General features: G+C 62.4%; 11 protein-coding genes and 2 tRNA genes. 8 read left to right on the top strand and 5 right to left on the bottom strand.

The features are described 5' to 3' along the window. Positions 1-268: 268 nt before the first annotated feature. Positions 269-1,630 carry a DNA repair protein RadA gene (radA, locus tag ACN6M5_RS10260; protein WP_434949565.1) on the bottom strand — a complete coding sequence of 454 codons (1,362 nt, stop codon included), beginning with the start codon at positions 1,628-1,630 and terminating at the stop codon, positions 269-271. A gap of 115 nt (positions 1,631-1,745) precedes the next feature. On the opposite strand from radA, the gene ACN6M5_RS10255 reads away from it, so the two are divergent. Beyond that, positions 1,746-2,672, top strand: a complete 927-nt coding sequence (locus ACN6M5_RS10255; RefSeq protein ID WP_434949564.1) for an alpha/beta fold hydrolase — start codon at positions 1,746-1,748, stop codon at positions 2,670-2,672. Between the two features lie 65 nt (positions 2,673-2,737). Here the strand turns inward: ACN6M5_RS10255 and ACN6M5_RS10250 are convergent, their stop codons facing one another. Beyond that, positions 2,738-3,544, bottom strand: coding sequence for an SGNH/GDSL hydrolase family protein (locus ACN6M5_RS10250; RefSeq protein ID WP_434949563.1), 807 nt, complete (start codon positions 3,542-3,544; stop codon positions 2,738-2,740). 101 nt (positions 3,545-3,645) lie between these two features. On the opposite strand from ACN6M5_RS10250, the gene ACN6M5_RS10245 reads away from it, so the two are divergent. The 7 genes from ACN6M5_RS10245 to ACN6M5_RS10215 all read left to right on the top strand — a co-directional run bounded on the left by ACN6M5_RS10245 (position 3,646) and on the right by ACN6M5_RS10215 (position 12,924). Then, positions 3,646-3,735: transfer RNA gene (locus ACN6M5_RS10245), tRNA-Ser, on the top strand. 291 nt (positions 3,736-4,026) lie between these two features. After that, entirely contained in the window at positions 4,027-5,601 is a 1,575-nt protein-coding gene (locus tag ACN6M5_RS10240) for a class I SAM-dependent DNA methyltransferase (RefSeq protein WP_434952371.1), read from the top strand. 8 nt (positions 5,602-5,609) lie between these two features. Next, positions 5,610-6,698 (top strand): restriction endonuclease subunit S, encoded by a 1,089-nt coding sequence (locus ACN6M5_RS10235; protein WP_434949562.1) that lies wholly within the window; start codon positions 5,610-5,612, stop codon positions 6,696-6,698. Next, on the top strand, positions 6,695-9,829 hold the full coding sequence (locus tag ACN6M5_RS10230) for a type I restriction endonuclease subunit R (RefSeq protein ID WP_434949561.1): 3,135 nt from the start codon (positions 6,695-6,697) through the stop codon (positions 9,827-9,829). Before ACN6M5_RS10235 ends, ACN6M5_RS10230 begins: the two co-directional genes overlap by 4 nt. A gap of 51 nt (positions 9,830-9,880) precedes the next feature. Next, on the top strand, positions 9,881-11,308 hold the full coding sequence (locus tag ACN6M5_RS10225; protein ID WP_434949560.1) for a PIN-like domain-containing protein: 1,428 nt from the start codon (positions 9,881-9,883) through the stop codon (positions 11,306-11,308). Between the two features lie 268 nt (positions 11,309-11,576). Continuing rightward, the gene (locus tag ACN6M5_RS10220; RefSeq protein WP_434949559.1) at positions 11,577-12,803 is read left to right on the top strand and encodes a tyrosine-type recombinase/integrase; all 1,227 of its coding nucleotides are present in this window, start codon (positions 11,577-11,579) and stop codon (positions 12,801-12,803) included. Between the two features lie 49 nt (positions 12,804-12,852). Continuing rightward, positions 12,853-12,924 (top strand) — tRNA-Arg (locus ACN6M5_RS10215). A gap of 126 nt (positions 12,925-13,050) precedes the next feature. On the opposite strand, the gene ACN6M5_RS10210 is transcribed toward ACN6M5_RS10215, so the two are convergent. Genes ACN6M5_RS10210 through ACN6M5_RS10200 form a run of 3 tightly spaced genes read right to left on the bottom strand, consistent with a single transcriptional unit; the run spans position 13,051 to position 16,896 of the window. After that, positions 13,051-13,473, bottom strand: coding sequence for a very short patch repair endonuclease (locus ACN6M5_RS10210; protein WP_434949558.1), 423 nt, complete (start codon positions 13,471-13,473; stop codon positions 13,051-13,053). Between the two features lies 1 nt (position 13,474). Beyond that, positions 13,475-14,548 carry a DNA cytosine methyltransferase gene (locus ACN6M5_RS10205; RefSeq protein WP_434949557.1) on the bottom strand — a complete coding sequence of 358 codons (1,074 nt, stop codon included), beginning with the start codon at positions 14,546-14,548 and terminating at the stop codon, positions 13,475-13,477. Positions 14,549-14,574: 26 nt separating this feature from the next. Further along, positions 14,575-16,896: an ATP-binding protein gene (locus ACN6M5_RS10200; RefSeq protein ID WP_434949556.1), complete on the bottom strand. Its 2,322-nt coding sequence runs from the start codon at positions 16,894-16,896 to the stop codon at positions 14,575-14,577. Positions 16,897-16,921 lie beyond the last annotated feature (25 nt).

Below are 16,921 nucleotides of genomic sequence, written 5' to 3'. Positions count from 1 at the left end.
TAGTTACTGGCATCTCGCCGAAACTGCGCGCTCCTCGGGTCAGGATGCGGCGTCGAGCGCCCGCTCGCGGTCGCGAGATGCCACGAACTGTGGCCGATCCCGGGCGTTTCGCTGCAGTTACTGGCATCTCGCGCACCTGCGCGCCCCTCGGGTCAGGGTGCGGCGTCGAGCGCCCGCTCGCGTTCGCGAGATGCCAGGAACTGTCGTGCATCCCGGGCGTTTCGCGACAGTTAGTGGCATCTCGCCGAAACTGCGCGCGCCCCGCGGGTCAGAACGCGGCGTCGAGCTCCCGCTCGCGGTCGGAGATCGCGGCCGTGAACGCCACGCGGAGGGCTTCGCGGATGCTCTCGCTGCGCGCATCCACCCGGGTGGTGAAGCCGAGGCGGGTGGCCTCCGCCGCCCGCTGCTTGCCGCTGGCGACGGGACGGATCTCGCCCGCCAGGCTGATCTCGCCGAACGCCGCGAGCGTGTGCGGGATGGCCTTCTCGTTGGCGGCGGACGCGATGGCGAGGGCGATGGCGAGGTCGGCACCCGGCTCGGTGAGGCGCACGCCGCCGACCGTGGAGACGTAGACGTCTTTGTCGCCGAGGCGGATGCCGGCTCGGCGTTCGAGGACGGCGAGCAGCATGGCGACCCTGGAGGAGTCGACGCCGTTCGTGACGCGGCGCGGGTTGGGGGCCGTGGTGGCCACGACGAGGGCCTGCACCTCGACCGGGAGCGGACGGCGTCCCTCCATCGCGACCGTGACGCAGGTGCCGGAGACCGGCGTGTTGGTGCGGCTGAGGAACAGCCCGCTCGGGTCGGCGACCTCCACGATGCCGTCGCCGGACATCTCGAAGCAGCCGACCTCGTCGGTGGGGCCGAAGCGGTTCTTGAGCGCCCGGACGAAGCGGAGCGCGGTCTGGCGGTCTCCCTCGAACTGGCAGACCACATCCACCAGGTGTTCGAGCAGGCGCGGCCCGGCGATGGAGCCGTCTTTGGTGACGTGGCCGACGAGCAGCACGGGCAGGTTGCGGTCTTTCGCCACCCGGATGAGCGTGCTCGCGACCTCCCTCACCTGGCTCGGTCCGCCCGCGAGGCCTTCGCCGTTGCTGCTGGACACCGTCTGCACCGAGTCGACGATGACGAGCTGCGGGTCGACGGCGTCGATCTGGCCGACGATGGTGGCGAGGTCGGTCTCCGAGGCGAGGAAGAGGTGGTCGTGCATCGCCCCCGTGCGCTCTGCGCGCATCCTGACCTGGCTCACCGACTCCTCGGCGCTCACGTAGAGCACGCGCGACCGGGCGCGGGCGGCGCGGGAGGCGACCTCGAGCAGGAGGGTGGACTTGCCGACGCCGGGCTCTCCGCTCAGCAGGATGGCGGCGCCCGGCACGATGCCGCCGCCCAGCACGCGGTCGAACTCGGCGATGCCGCTCGGCCAGTGACTGACCGTGGCCGTGTCGATGTCGGTGATGGAGCGGGCGGCGCGGTCCGCCCCGATCGAGACGGGCTTGAGCGCGCGCAGGACTCCCGTCGGCGCCGTGGCCTCCGTGACGGTGCCCCACTCCTGGCACTCGCCGCAGCGGCCGGCCCACTTGGCCGTCGTCCAGCCACACTCCGTGCAGCGATAGTTGAGCTGAGCCTTCGCCACGCAACCTCCTCGATCCGGTTTCACACTACGGGGGACCACCGTCATCGGGCGGAGGATCGCGCGGACTGTGGACAACTGCTGGCCAGTGTCGGTTGTGAGGGGTTCAATGGGCGGCATGGCGAATCTGACCTTCACACTGGCGTCCGGCCGCAAGCTCGGCGTGACCGGGCTCGGCGATTCGATGGCGGAGCGCATCGTGGTGTTCTGCCATCCGGCGCCCGGGTCGTCCGTCTTCGACCCGGATCCGGATGCGTCGAGCACCAGGAACGTGCACATCCTGGCCTTCGATCGCCCCGGCTACGGCTCGAGCGACCCGCTCCCTGCCGGCACCTGGCCGAGCATCACGCAGGCGGCGGACGACATCGCCGAATACCTGCGGTCGATGAACAGGGACGAGTCGAGCATGGGCGTCAACCGCCCCAAGACCATCGGCATCGCGGGTTGGTCAGCCGGCGGCCGCATCGCGCTCGCCTTCGCGGCCAGGCACCCCGACATCGCCGACCGCGTGGCCATCATCGGCACCCCTGCTCCGAACGACGCGGTCGAATGGATCGACCCGCAGTTGCAGGCCATGTCCGACCACCTGGCGACGCTCGAACCGGATGCGGCGCTCGCCCAGCTGAGCGGAATGCTGCAGCCGCAGGCCGACGCGGTGAACGCCGCGGACCAGGAAGCCGACGTGCCTCTCGACCTGCTCGGCGCATCCCCGGTCGACGACGCAGCGCTCGCGAGGCCGGGCGCCCGCGACCGCCTCGGCCGGATGCTCAAAGACGCCTTCCGGCAGGGTCCCGGCGGTGTCGCGGCCGACATCCTCAGCTACACCGCGCGCCCTTGGGACTTCGACCTCGCCGACATCGCGGCGAAGACGCTCATCGTCAACGGCCAGGCCGACCCGATCGCGGGCAACGCCCACGCCAGCTGGTACCAGAAGGCGATCCCGGATGCGCGGGTCGAGATGATGCCGGGCGCCGGTCACCTCGTGGTGATCCCCGCGTGGGAGCGGGTGCTGTCGCACCTGGCGCCTGGCACGACGAAGGGGTGATGGCTCCGGGGCGGGAAGGCGTCGTGCTGCGCCGCCCCGGGCATCCACTGCCGGTCAGCTGCCGGTCAGCTGGCCTGCGCATCCGGTAGCTGCTGCGCTTGCTGGGTCGCCGCGGCGACGGGACGGCGCGGGAATCGGCGCACCACGTGGGCGGTGACGGCCGGCAGGAACGCGGACGCCCACACCCGGTAGCCGCGGTCGTTCGGATGGAACAGGTCTTCGGCGAACTGGGTCACGATGCCGCGCAGCCCCTGCCGCTTCATGGTGTCGTGCAGCGGGACGACGGTGAGCCCGCGCTCGCCGGCGACGCGGCGCAGGATGGCGTTGCCGACGGCGACCTTCTTCTCGTTCCACGGCAGGTAGAAGCAGGGCAGGTCGGCCACAATCGCATCCTGGGGGACGGCGTTGAACACCTTCCGGATGCCCTCCTGGAACAGGTCGGGATCGAACGCGGCGATGTCGTTGGCTCCGATGGCGACGGTGACGATATCCGGTTTCAACTCGGCGAACCGCGGCAGCTGATCGGCCACGGCGAGAGCGACGGTGGCGCCGGACACGCTGAGGTTGACCATCCGGACCGAGCGCCCGGTCGCGGCCTTGATGTGGTCGGCGATCACGCCGACGTAACTGTTGCGCGGGGCGGAGGCGCCGATGCCCTGCGCTGCACTGTCGCCGATGGCCACGTACAGCAGCTCGCCCTCCACCTTGGCCGCATCCCGCCACCACTTGGAGTGCACGGGCAGCGTCTCATTGAGCCGGACCCGATTCGCCTCCAGCGTGTCCTGAGCCTTCCTGACCCGCGCCCACGCGAGAAGCCCGACCGCGACCGTGGAAACACCGGCACCGACAGCGACACGACTCTTCGTCCCCATTCCCAGCACTGTACTCGCGCGCATCCTGACGCGCGCTGGTGGTGCGCTGACCGTTCGCTGTCGATTGGCGGTCGGCGGGGCGTTCGCGTACGATAGTCCGCGGTACCGTGTCCGAGCGGCCGAAGGTGCAACTCTCGAAAAGTTGTGTGGGTGAAAGCCCACCGTGGGTTCAAATCCCACCGGTACCGCCATAGAAAACCCCTGGTAAAACAGGGGTTTTCTTCGTCTAGCTTGCATGGGTGGTGCGGCCGTGGTGCGTATCTCACGGTTCGGTTCAAATGGTCCGCGACCTGTAAGTCCTTCGGTGGGTGTGGGAGGACCTTGCGGGCTCGCCGTAGTCCCTGGTCCCGTCAACCGGAGTCATTTGTGATTCATCCAGCGACGGAGCATCAACAGCGTCGCCGCGCCTGTCGGGCACCACAGTGCGTCTCCACTAGCGTGAGAATCGCGACCAATTTCTACTAGGTCGCAGCAAGAAGGAGCTGCCGACCTTGGCCAAAACTAGTGCGCTCAATTCCACGAAGACGCTTGAGCAGACCCTCTGGGAAGCTGCCGACAAATTGCGTGGCAATCAGGAGCCCAGTGAATATAAGCACGTTGTGCTTGGACTGGTTTTCTTGAAGTACATCTCGGATCGTTTCGAGGATCGTCGCAAGACGCTTCAACAGGAACTGACCGCCGAAGGCATCAAACCCGAGCGCATCGCGTCCTTCCTCGAGGACCGGGATGAATATGCCAGCCAGAATGTGTTCTGGGTACCAGAACTGGCTCGCTGGAGCGATATTCAGTCAGCGGCCAAACAGCCGGAAATTGGGCAGCGAATCGACCAAGCGATGGACTTGATCGAGAAGGAGAACTCTTCATTGCGCGGAGTGCTGCCGCGCAACTACGGCCGTGACGGTCTCGACAAACGTCGGCTGGGCGAGCTCGTGGACTTGATCGGCTCGATCGGATTCACGGCTACCGATGACCACGGTGCGGACGACGTGCTTGGAAGAGTTTATGAGTACTTCTTGGGTCAGTTTGCCGGTAAGGAATCGGGTAAGGACGCCGGAGCGTTCTACACCCCGCGTTCGGTAGTCAAGACGCTAGTAGAGATGCTCGAACCCTACAAGGGTCGTGTATTTGACCCTGCGGCGGGCTCGGGCGGCATGTTCGTTCAGTCGGCTGAATTCGTGCAGGCGCACGGCGGCAAGCGCTCAGACATCTCGGTCTATGGACAGGAATTCACAGACACGACCTGGAAATTGGCGAAGATGAATCTAGCGCTGCGGGGCATCGAGGCCGATATGGGTAGCCACTCTGCGGATTCATTCACCGAAGACCTGCATCCTGATCTGCGTGCCGACTTCGTTATCGCTAATCCGCCGTTCAACGTGTCGGATTGGTGGGACCCGAAGCTCACAAACGACCCTCGCTGGCAGTTTGGAACGCCCCCGCAGGGGAACGCGAACTTCGCATGGGTGGAGCACTTCATTTACCACCTGAGCCCCACTGGCACGGCCGGTTTCGTGCTCGCGAACGGTTCACTATCTTCCAATGCCGGCGGCGAGGGAGATATTCGGCGCAAACTTGTTGAAGCCGACCTCGTGGACTGTATCGTCGCTATGCCCGACAAGCTCTTCTTCAACACTGGGATCCCCGTTTCACTCTGGTTCATATCGAAGGCGCGCCACGGAAATGGCCATCGGGAACGTCAGGGTGAAGTTCTGTTCATCGACGCCCGCAAGCTCGGCACAATGGCAAGTCGACGCTTGCGCGTGCTGACAGATGAGGACATTGCCAGCATCGCCGACAGTTACCACCTCTGGCGCAACCACGACGGAGGCTACAAAGACGTCCCAGGCTTTACCAAGGCAGCCAAGCTGGACGAGATCGTCAAACACGACTTCGTGCTCACGCCTGGGCGGTATGTCGGGTCCGAAGTTCCGGACGCCGACGCCGAACCGATAGAAGGGCGGATCGAGCGTCTTACAAACGAACTGTTTGCCGAGTTTGATCACGGACAGGAGCTCGAGGAAGAGGTTCGGCAACGGCTGAGTGGACTCGTTCCGTGAAGAGCTGGATGAAGTCAAACCTGGCTGATGTCGTCGCACTTCAGCGTGGACACGACCTGCCAGCAACAACGCGCGGTAGCGGATCCGTTCCGGTGATCGGATCGTTTGGGGTGACCGGTTATCACGACGTCGCCAAGTATTCGGGGCCGGGGGTGACGATCGGGCGAAGCGGCGCATCGATTGGTGTGGCGACATACGTCGAGGACGACTATTGGCCGCTAAACACCACTCTTTTCGTGAAGGACTTCAAGGGTAACGACCCGCGTTGGGTCTACTATCTGTTGGATTCGATCGACTTCACGGCGTACAACTCCGGGAGCGCGCAACCATCCCTCAACCGAAACTACCTGGCCAACATCGAAGTCGAATTGGCGCCGCTACCAGATCAAAAAGAAATCGCAGCCACCCTCGGTGTGCTCGATGACAAGATCAAGTCGAACAAGAAGGCAGCTTCTCTCATCGCCGACCTTGTTGATGCTTATTCGGCGACCGCGTCTTTGGACCTCCCGGTCGTCCCCCTTGCCGATCTCTCCGTAGTGGACAAGGACACCGTGAACCCTGGCAAGTTCGGGGATGTCATGGTCGACCATTTCAGCCTGCCTGCATTCGATTCGGGTGCCATGCCCGAGCGCGTCCCTGCCTCAAATATCATGAGCAACAAACTCCGGGTGTCCCGACGCTCGATCCTGCTTTCGCGACTGAACCCGCGGTTTAATCGGACATGGTGGGTGACGCCGCAAGCGGAGGTGCCTGCCTTTGCTTCCACCGAATTCTTGGCTCTCACCTCAGCAAATGACGCGGAGCTGGCGGCCCTTTGGCTGGCACTGCGAGATGAATTCTTCCGCAACGAGTTGCGACGTAGGGTCACAGGTACTTCTGGAAGCCATCAGCGAGTGCGCCCCGAGGACGTGTTGGCTATCGAAGTTCCGGACTTCTCCAAGGCAGATCGTAAGCTGAAGCGAGCGGTGCTAGCTCTGCTTACGCGCGCGGAGGCACTCCGCGCCGAATCAGCTCGCCTGACCGCGCTCCGCATCGCCCTCCTGCCAGAACTGCTTTCAGGTCGTATGCGCGTCCCGATTGGGCGAGATCAGGAATGATCTCCTTCAACGAGAACACCGTCGAGTTCGCGGCGCTGGAGTACTTTGCCGAGCTTGGCTATCGGACGCTGCATGGGCCCAGCATTGCGCCGGGAGAACCGGCATATGAGCGCGAGTCATATGGGGATGTCTTCTTGTGGGGCCGCCTACGCGACGCAATCAATCGCGTAAATCCGGGCGCAGAGCCGGCCCAGGTCGATGAGGCAGTCCGACGGGTGAGGCGTGCAGAGTCGCAAAGCCCGATCGAAGAGAACTATCGGCTTCACAGCCTGATCGTTGATGGAGTTCCCGTCGAAGACCGCGATCCAAGCGGGATCCTCAGAACGACGCGGCTGTGGCTAGTCGACTTCAGCGTTCCGGCGAGCAATGACTGGGTGGTGGCTAACCAGTTCACGATTCTCGAAAACGGTAAGAACAGACGTCCCGACGTAGTGGTGTTTGTAAACGGAATTCCACTGGGCTTGCTTGAACTTAAGAACCCCGCGGCTGGACACGCGACGCTAAAGTCGGCGTGGAACCAAGTACAGACGTATCGACGAGATATCCCTTCGATATTCGTCCCTAACGCGCTGACTGTGATCTCGGATGGCACTACGGCAGCGATGAGCAGCTACACCGGCGCATTCGAGCATTACGCTCCTTGGAGGACCATCGACGGCCGCGAGGTCGTGAGCGATCGCCCTGCCCTTGAAGTGTTGATCAAGGGCGTGTTCGACCCAGTGCGCTTCCTGGACCTGGTCAAGAACTTCATCGTATTTAGCGACGAGACTGCCACCGACCAGTCCACACGTCAGCTAACGCGGGTGGTTGCGAAGCGCGTCGCTAAATACCACCAGTATTGGGCAGTGAACGCCGCAGTGGAATCTACCGTGCAGGCATCTCGACCCGAAGGTGATCGTCGAGGCGGCGTGGTCTGGCACACGCAGGGCTCAGGCAAGAGCTTCGAGATGGCTTTTTATGCAGCGAAGATCATGCGTGATCGGCGGATGGCGAACCCGACCCTCGTGTTCATCACTGACCGCAATGACCTGGACGACCAACTCTTCGGTGAGACGTTTGCTCCGGCCCGGATCCTGCCCGAGGCGCCCACGCAAGCCCAGACTCGTACCGACTTGCGTGAGAAGTTGCGTCGCGCCTCCGGCGGGATCGTATTTACAACGCTACAAAAGTTTGCGCCTGGGGAGGACGGTGACGACAGCCCGGTGCTCACTGATCGCCGCAATGTCGTCGTGGTGGCGGACGAGGCACACCGTTCACAGTACGGATTTGGAGAGTACCTCGATCGCCAGGGCCGCCTTAGAGGCGGTCTCGCTAAGCACATGCGTGATGCCCTACCTGGAGCGACGTACCTAGGGTTTACCGGGACGCCCATCGAGTCAAATGACAAGTCCACGCGATCCGTCTTCGGAGACTACGTCGACGTCTACGACCTCACCCGTGCGGTCGAGGACGGTGCGACTGTGAAGATTTTTTACGAGTCGCGGTTGGTAAAGGTCGACCTGTCGGCCGGGGACTACGCCGCACTTGATGAGCTGGCTGATGAGATAACTGAGACTGTCGAAGACGGCGCCGCCGCAGCAGCTATGACCCGTTGGTCTCGCCTCGAGGCAATAGTCGGCGCGGATTCTCGCCTTGACCTTGTCGCTCGAGACATTGTTGAGCACTGGGAAAAACGGCGAGAGGCCCTATTCGGCAAGGGCATGATCGTCGTCATGAGCCGCCGCATCGCCGTGCAGCTCTTCGAGAAGATCATCGCGCTCCGCCCCAACTGGTATTCGGACGATCCGGCCAAGGGCAAACTCAAAATCGTGATGACAGGGTCTGCCGCTGATCCGATGGAGTTTCAGCCCCATATTTATCCGCGGAATATCCGACAGGCACTTAAGCTTCGGGCGAAGGATCCGGAGGACGAGCTCGAGCTCGTGATCGTGCGCGACATGTGGCTCACTGGATTCGATGCCCCGTCCATGCACACCATGTACGTTGATAAGACGATGCAGGGCGCCGGCCTGATGCAGGCAATCGCTCGCGTGAACCGCACCTTTCGCGACAAGCCCGGTGGGCTTATCGTGGATTACATCGGAGTCTTTGCAAATCTGCAGGCCGCCCTCGCCGAGTACTCGCCGTCCGACCGCGACCAAGCTGGGGTGCCGATTGACACCATGGTTTCGGTGATGCTTGAGAAGCATGACATCATACGAGGCTTGCTTCACGGGGTGAAATACGACTCATCGCCGAACCTCACGGCCCCCCAACGCTTGGCAGAGTATGCGAAGGTTGTCGACTTCGTGATGGCGGAGCCTGACCGTACCGCACGGTTCAACGATCAGGTGTTGGCACTCGCGAAGGCGTTCGCACTGGTAGGGGCAAGCGATGAAGCAGCCGCGATCCGCGACGACGTCCGCCTCTTCACTGACGTGCGAGCCGCGATCCTGAAGATCCTGAACCCCGATTCAGGTCGAGGTGGATCTGGATCGGTGGAAATCGACACGGCGCTGGCGCAACTCCTCGATGAGGCTGTGGCGGCGGACCGCGTCGTTGACATCTACCAGCTTGCGGGGATGGACGCACCAGAGTTGTCCATCTTGAGCGACGAGTTCCTCGATTCCCTAGCTAAGAAGGACAAGCCCAACCTTCAGATGGGCCTGCTTCGGCGTCTTCTCGCCGATCAGATTCGAACTGTGCAGCAGGTGAACATCGTGCAGGCACGGAGATTCTCCGAACTGCTCGACGTAGCGATCAATCGGTACACAAACAGATCACTGAGCACAGCAGAGATCATTGGAGAGCTCGTGAAGCTCGCCAAGCAGGTGCGCGATGATCAGTTGCGGCGTAGCGAACTAGGCCTCCGCGACGACGAGATCGCTTTCTACGACGCAATTGCACAAAATGGTTCTGCGATTCTGGAGCTGGGCGATGAGACGCTGAAGGCGATTGCCCGCGAGCTTGTCAACGCCGTCCGTGAATCTGCGACGATTGACTGGAATCTTAAGGAATCTGTTCGTGCAGCAATGCGCTCGAAAGTGCGACGCCTACTAGCCAAGTACGACTATCCCCCCGACGCCGAAGAAACGGCGATCGAGTTGGTGCTCGAACAGGCGGAGCTATTCGCGAAGGGGGAGTCTCGGTGATCTCCCTCGCAGTGGAGACGGTTCTGTTCAGAAATCGAAGGAGTCGCTGATATGGGAATGAACCTGACAGACGGGTTCGACCAGTTCTTCCGACCCGACCCCGAAAGGGTCAAGGCTGCGTTCAGCAGCGGATTGATTGTGCTTGACACGAACGTCTTGCTCAATATATTTCGTTACTCACCTTCCGCCCGCGAGGAGCTCCTGACGGTTATCGAGAGCATCTCGAGTCAGTGTTTTGTCCCTCACCAAGTCGCGGCGGAGTTCAACGCAGGGCGCGTAGGGGTTGTCGTTGACCGTCGGAAAGAACTCAACGAGGTGTCGACGGCGATCGATAAGGTGCGCACGACCACGCGTACCTTGCTGAAGCGAATGCGAGAGCGACGAATGGTGGCCGCTCAGGAGACCCAGCAGTTAGAAGATTCGCTCACCGAATTTATCGAGAGACTGCGCTCCGCCGCGGATGACGCGCTCAAGCAATACGACTTGGACCCCGCGAAACTCGTTGGGAATCTTGATCCATGGACAATTCGTCTTAATGATGCGTTGCGCGGCAAGGTGGCGCCGCGACCCAGCGATGACCTGCTAAAAGCGGACACGGCGGAAGCTGCTCGACGCCGAGAGCAGGAGATTGCACCAGGTTTTAGGGACACTGAGGGCGGCGACTATCTTTGGTGGGCCGAGGTTATGCGGTGCCCAGAAATCAAGTCCAAGCCTCTTCTAGTTGTGAGTGACGACTTTGCGAAGGGTGATTGGTGGTACGAACAGCACGGCATATCCATCGGACCTCAATCGGCCTTGATTGACGACGTACTGAAGGCGGGCGGTTCAGAAATCTTCCTGCTCACCACCCACAAACTCCTCGAGTTAGCCGAAGATGTACGAGCCATCCAAGTGTCCGATGCGACCCTGGCTGAATCACAAAAAGCGCTCACCAGCCGGGCGGCGGAGTGGACGCTCGCAGCCTATGCGGAGTTGATATACGCGCTAGAGGACGAGGGTTACCTAATGCAGGCGAAAGTCCTTCGTGCAGCAGCTGCCAATGGTGGTCACCTTGAACGTGACTCGGTTTACGAGATCGCCGGGCTTAGCGAGGCCGACCGATCGCTTCGGCAGTTCGCCACACCTGTGCTTCGTTTGACCCGCATCCTCGAAGACCGCGGCGCTGTGCCGCAGGACCTTCCTGAAGCGCTTACCGCCGTTTACGAGGGGCCTGGAAGGGCGGTGGCGTATTCAGTGCCGACGGCGTTCGTCGAGTACGAGCAGATTCTCCTTTCCGCGGAGGAGGTGATCGAACAGGAAGCGACGACAGACTGGAGCGTTCGCACCCAAGCTCGCGCCCAGATGCGAAGTGGGATAAAGCGGCTAGTCCACGTGCACGGCGCAGCAGATGACGCCGTCCGGGTAGCAGAGTTGCTTCTGACGCATGCGCAACTCCGAACGGGAGAGGACTTCTCGCGCGAGCAGGAGTCGAATCGCTAGACACAGGCTTACCAAGCGTGTGAGTCGGCGCCGGCGCATCGCGGAGTAGGGCAGGAACAACACTTAAGCCGATACTCGGGATAACTGCGATTATCGCGGCCAAACACGATGGGCTCCGGCGAGAGCCGGAAGCGCACTCGAGTGGTCTTCTGTCACCATCGCGCCGCCCGTGCAGTGGGCCGCCGCTTCCATCGCAGCTCCCAAGGCCGCTGGCCGGCGAGAGGAGCTGCCTGCGCCGGCCCGTCTCTTCTAGGCTGCTGCTGACCACATGGGTGACGGCTGCGAAGTCGCACCTTCGTTGGAGGCCGGAGCGAAACCGAGGTCACAAATGGGAAGCGCTACAGGGTACCAATCGGCGCACGGTCGACGCTTTCGAGCACGATGGCGAGACGCTTCGGGCGTTCAACACGAGAAGCGGGGGTTCCGCACGAAGCGCGCAGCTCTGAGCTACGTGGACTCTGTGGAGCCGACGCTACTCGGCCAGACCTTTTCACTTCCCTCCGGGGCGCGCGCACCAGTTGGACAGCTGGCTATCGAATGGATAGAAAACAAGCGAGAGGCCCTCAAGCCCTCGAGCTTTGCTCCGATGCACACGGCATGGCGCGTATACGTCGCACCCCGATGGGGCACCACGCCGATCGGTTTGATACTTCCCTCTGCAGTCGAGAAATGGGTACGCGAACTGGCTCAAGGGAGTGCGCCAACCGCCCGCATGCGCGCAGCAGCCGTGAGGAAGCGACTCTCCGCGAGCGTGGTGATTCGAGCCGTAGGCGTCTTGGTCGGCATTCTCGATGTTGCTGTACGAGACGGCCGCATCAGCACGAACCCCGCACGTGGTTTGTCCAACTTGCCCCGTCATGATTGGACGCCACGTCGACGCTATCTGACCCACGAAGAGGTATTCCGCCTCGCCTCAGCAATGCCAGATGACATCCGGGAAACCCTCATCATCACCCTCGCTTACACCGGTATCCGATGGGGTGAGGCTGTCGCGTTGACCGCGGCTGACGTTGACTTGATCAGGCGCAGGCTCCGCATATATCGAACCGCGACCGAGGTCGAAGGGCACATTCGCATCGGAGCGCCCAAGAGCTGGCAAGCCCGCTCCGTTCCTTTCCCCGAGTTCCTGACGCCGCGCTTAGCGGTCCGCGTGTCGAACCGAACGGCCGATGCGCTTGTTTTCCCGTCGGCGACGGGGGGCTTTCTACGTCGGCCGGATACCACTTTTCGGCGGCCATCATGGTGGAACACAGCCCTTCGCGACGCGCACATGGATCATCTGACCCCGCACGCGCTGAAGCACACCGCTGCAAGTCTCGCCGTGAGCGCTGGCGCCAACGTCAAGGCGCTCCAAAGGATGCTCGGACACAAATCAGCGGCGATGACACTCGACACCTACGCTGACCTTTTCGAGGACGATCTCGACGGGGTTGCCGAACGCCTCAACGAGCGCGCCTTGGCCAATGTTGACCCGCGCCTGCTAAGTGTCCGTTAGGTAGTGCGCCTCAGCAGCAAGAACGCCACTCGGTATACTCGTTGCGCCGGCCTCTGTAGCTCAATGGAAGAGCAGTTCCGTCCTAAGGAAATGGTTGGGGGTTCGAGTCCCTTCAGGGGCACAACAAGGTCTGGGATTTTTCTGCTGCTCCAGATCCATGTTGTGCGCTCTGCGGAATCTCGCTTTCACGAAGTCCTCAACGACGACATGATGAACGGTCCTGACAGGCATCCGATTCGCGAAGGGACTACGAGTGATCCGCGACTCTTGGAGATCGCGCGGCCTCGATGACCGCTCGTGCGACGTCGCTCGATACCTCGTGCTCCCAGAAGCGAAGCACTGTCCAGCCAGCTTGTTGAAGCAGCATCGTCGTTTCTCGGTCCCGTTCGATGTTCCGGTCAAGCTTCGGCGCCCAAAAGTCGACGTTCGTCTTGGGCCGAGTCGCGTGAGCGGGGCAGCCGTGCCAAAAGCAGCCGTCGATGAAAACGGCGATCTTCTGGCGTGTGAAGACGATGTCCGCTCGTCGTCGGCCCCCGATCGGGGCGTAATCGACGCGGTAGCGGAGACCGTCGGCATGCAGCAACCGGCGAACGGCAAGTTCGGGCGACGTGTCGCGTCCCCGATTCGCCTTCATCGAGCGACGGGAGCCCGGAGACGACGCCCACGACATGTCAGAGGACGCTGACGAGTTGCCGCCCGATCGCGGCGCCGAGCGGGATCGGGACGGCATTACCAATCTGCTTGGCGATCGCCGTGCGGGAGCCTACGAAACGGTGGCTATCGGCGAAGCCCTGGAGCAAGGCCGCTTCGTAGTGGGTGATTGCGCGGTGTACTCCAGGGTTCGGATGAAGGTATCGGCCTTTCTCCGGCTTGAAGAACTCAGTCCTAATCGTCACTGATGGCCGGTTCCAATGAAGGCGTCCCATCACGTCCGCGGAGCCCGTGCGGTGCTTCTTCCAGCATTCGGCTAGCAGTGAATCCGGCAGATCGAATCGGTTACCGCCTTCTGGAATCTCACGGAACCGTCTCTTGGAAAGGTCGGAGTACTCGCGACTCCAATGCATCTGTCGAGGCGCAAAAGATCCCGCGTACTCCCTGCCTCCGAACTCGAACGTCCAACGATTGAGTTCGTCGTCCATGTCCGGGGCGAGTGGCACACGATTCAGCGCATCCGCCACCGTCTTGTGCTTCGGGAGCGCACGACCGTCCGCCGAATGTGTCGGATCGGGCCATCCCGGGAACTCGACGTCACGGCGCCAGCCAATGACGACGGCCCGTTTCCGAGCCTGTGGAGCGCCGAAATCCGCAGCGTTGAGGACTCGGTGTTCGAACTGATAGTCGGCGAGCGCCCCTCCGAAACGAGTTGCCGTCGTGAAGTCCTCGAACTGGCGGGATTTAGCGAAGGCCGCAACGTTCTCCACGACGAAATAGCGGGGCTTGGCCCGCACGATCGTCTCGGCATACTCCTGCCACAGGAAATTGCGCTGGTCTTCCACATCCTGCTTACCGAGAGTCGAAAAGCCTTGGCAGGGGGGGCCGCCCACGATGACATCAACTTCAGGGACGTCCTCTTCAGCGAGCCAATCCTGGATCGGGCCGGCATATGTGAGCCCTCGGCCGAACGTCGCCTCGTAGGAGGCCGCGGCTGCCTTGTCCATTTCCACAGCGCGGACGGTGGTAAAGCGCGTCGACGCTTCATGGAGGCCAGCCGAGAGGCCGCCCGCACCTGCGAACAGATCGAGCACCTTGATCCTTGTGCCAGGTGAGGGGGTCATCCCTCCAATGTTAGAGGCCCGGACTGACGTTCGAGCGCATCGGGCGACGGCGTGCCGGCCGCACGCGGAAGAGCCCGATCAATGCGTTTGACGAGGTTACGCGGCACTTCGACAGGCCGTTTGGGACTTGAGAGAAGTTGCCACGCTATTGCGAACGGAGTGCGGTTGAAATGCGCCGCGATAGCGCGCACAGTGCGCCGATCTCGGTACATCTCGAGAATTCGCTCCCGGTCGTCGGGCGTGTACGGCATGCCGTGCATTGCCGCAAGTCCCTGGTCGTCGATGTCGTCGCCCTCGAGGTCGAGCGCTAGTGCACAGAGGCGCATCGCGACATCGCGCTCCTCCATGTCCAGCGTCGTCGCGATCGCATCTATATCGGCGCGGCTACGGTACATCGCGACGATCTCTCGGTCGCCGGGGTGAACGACCAGAGGTGGGAGCCGTTCGCGGGATGCCTCCGTCGCGTTGACTTTCGGCTGTTGCGAAGCGGCAAGCTCGCCCGACTTCATCTCGTGCTCGCCGAAATCGACTTCGGCAACCAGCTCTTCAGGCAGCGAGAAGGGTTCGTTGACCCGTGAGGGACCAATTGCGCCGCCGTCCGGGCGCTCGACGCTTGAGGGCGGCACGACTAGCTCTGCGGTTTCCATCTCCCAACCGGCAATATCGCCAAGCTCTTCCGCAGGTTCGGGTGGAACTTGTCCACGATGGCCTAGGTGTGCCCAATGCAGTTCGATAGACGGCGGGGCGGGGCGCGGGCCAGCCATGATGTTGGGACGCGGTTCCGTGTCCGCCGGGACGGCCTCGGGCTTCGGCCAGTTCGCGAGCGGGTCGTATGCGTCCTCGCTGAGCTGCGCGAGTAGCGCGGCGGACGCGATTGTCTGCCAGGCATCGATCTGATCTTTGGTCACCTGGTTGAGTCGGGACTTCGTGAAGTTGCTCTCGAGGAGCAGGTACACGAGTGTCGGGATGATTGCGGAATTCTCGCCCCCCAGGGCGGAACGGTAGCCGAGGTTGAAACGCAACACGCGCCTGTCGTGGTGCATCTCGAAGAGTCGGTCCTCGGGCAGCATCTTCCACTCGATCCGAATGGGCTCCTCGTCCCTCTCGCCCAACTCATCTCTCACCGCCTCCACGACGCGGTCCGGCAAACCCGACTCGATCGGTGCCGCAGGCTTGACAGCCTGTTTCTTCACATTCGAGATGCGATACGTCTCCAGAGCGTCATCGCGGAACCGGTCGAGCGTCACACCGGTCGCATTCGTCGCCGCTTCGAGCGCCGCGGTGAACTCCGGCGTCGCAGTGACCCCGCTCTTTTCATGCCGTAGCCGGAGGTGTCGTTCCAGTGGCTTCGTTAGATTCATCCGCATTCGGGCAAGGCGGAGCCGCTTGTCGTCCTGGCGCACATCAAGCCAGCCGCCAGCCTGAAGCAGCCGGTCGTTGCGATAGACGTAGATCCCCTGCCACTCCACCGGGCTCCGCCCGAGCAGCCAAGCAGATGGCGAGTCAGACCTCGGCGGCAGAATGAAGCATTCAGCGTCGAGCCGTGCGCCGTCGCTGGTCGTCGCCGAGATCGTCGTCGGGTAGCGGGCGTCGCCCGAGAGGTTGAATTGGAACGGATCGCGCGGTTCCACGGTGCGCGGGAATCCCGGAGCTCCTAGGCGGTAGTCCCAAGTGTCTATTGCGATCCGAACACCGCGATCCTGAATGAGGCGATGGAACGTTAGACCAAGGGTTTGCATCAACGACGTGATCGTACGCTCGAGCCAGCTGCGGCGTTCGGACCTTAGTTGTGACTGGTTGATGGTCTCGAGGTCGCGCCACTCAACGACGGTGCCAGTGCTCGCCGGGCCACGGTCGTCCCAGTCGTAGCCATTGCGCGCGGCCACGTCGTCCAGAACCTCACCGGTGAATGACCCGCGATGGATGCGCATCGCACAGGGATCGGCGGAGGAGTCCCGCGAATAGACGGTGAGCGTTAGTGCCTGACTAAGCGAAGCGGCTTTCAATCCTATACCGAAATGTCCGAGGGCTCCGTCCTCCCGCTCTCTTTGCTTTCCCAGCGTCATGGCGTCCTGAAGACCGGCTGGCGTCATGCCGTCACCATCGTCCCGGATGCGAACGGCCACAAGTCGATCGTCGTCCGTGACGAATCGAATCCGAATGTTCTCTGCTCTTGCATCAACGGAGTTGTCGATAATGTCCGCGACTGCCGTCGCTAGAGTGTGGCCCCGGCCGATTGCGTCAGTGATGCTTTCGTCCGGTGGCAGCGGGACGGTGCGCCTGACATCGTCGCCAGACGTTGAATCGCGCGGCACCATCTTCTCAGCGTATCGACCGAATCAT

It is taken from the genome of Leifsonia araucanica (genome assembly GCF_051161895.1).
Taxonomy (GTDB): Bacteria; Actinomycetota; Actinomycetes; order Actinomycetales; family Microbacteriaceae; genus Leifsonia.
The sequence above is the reverse complement of the archived record's forward strand: the minus strand, read 5'-3'. Positions and strand labels throughout refer to the sequence as shown.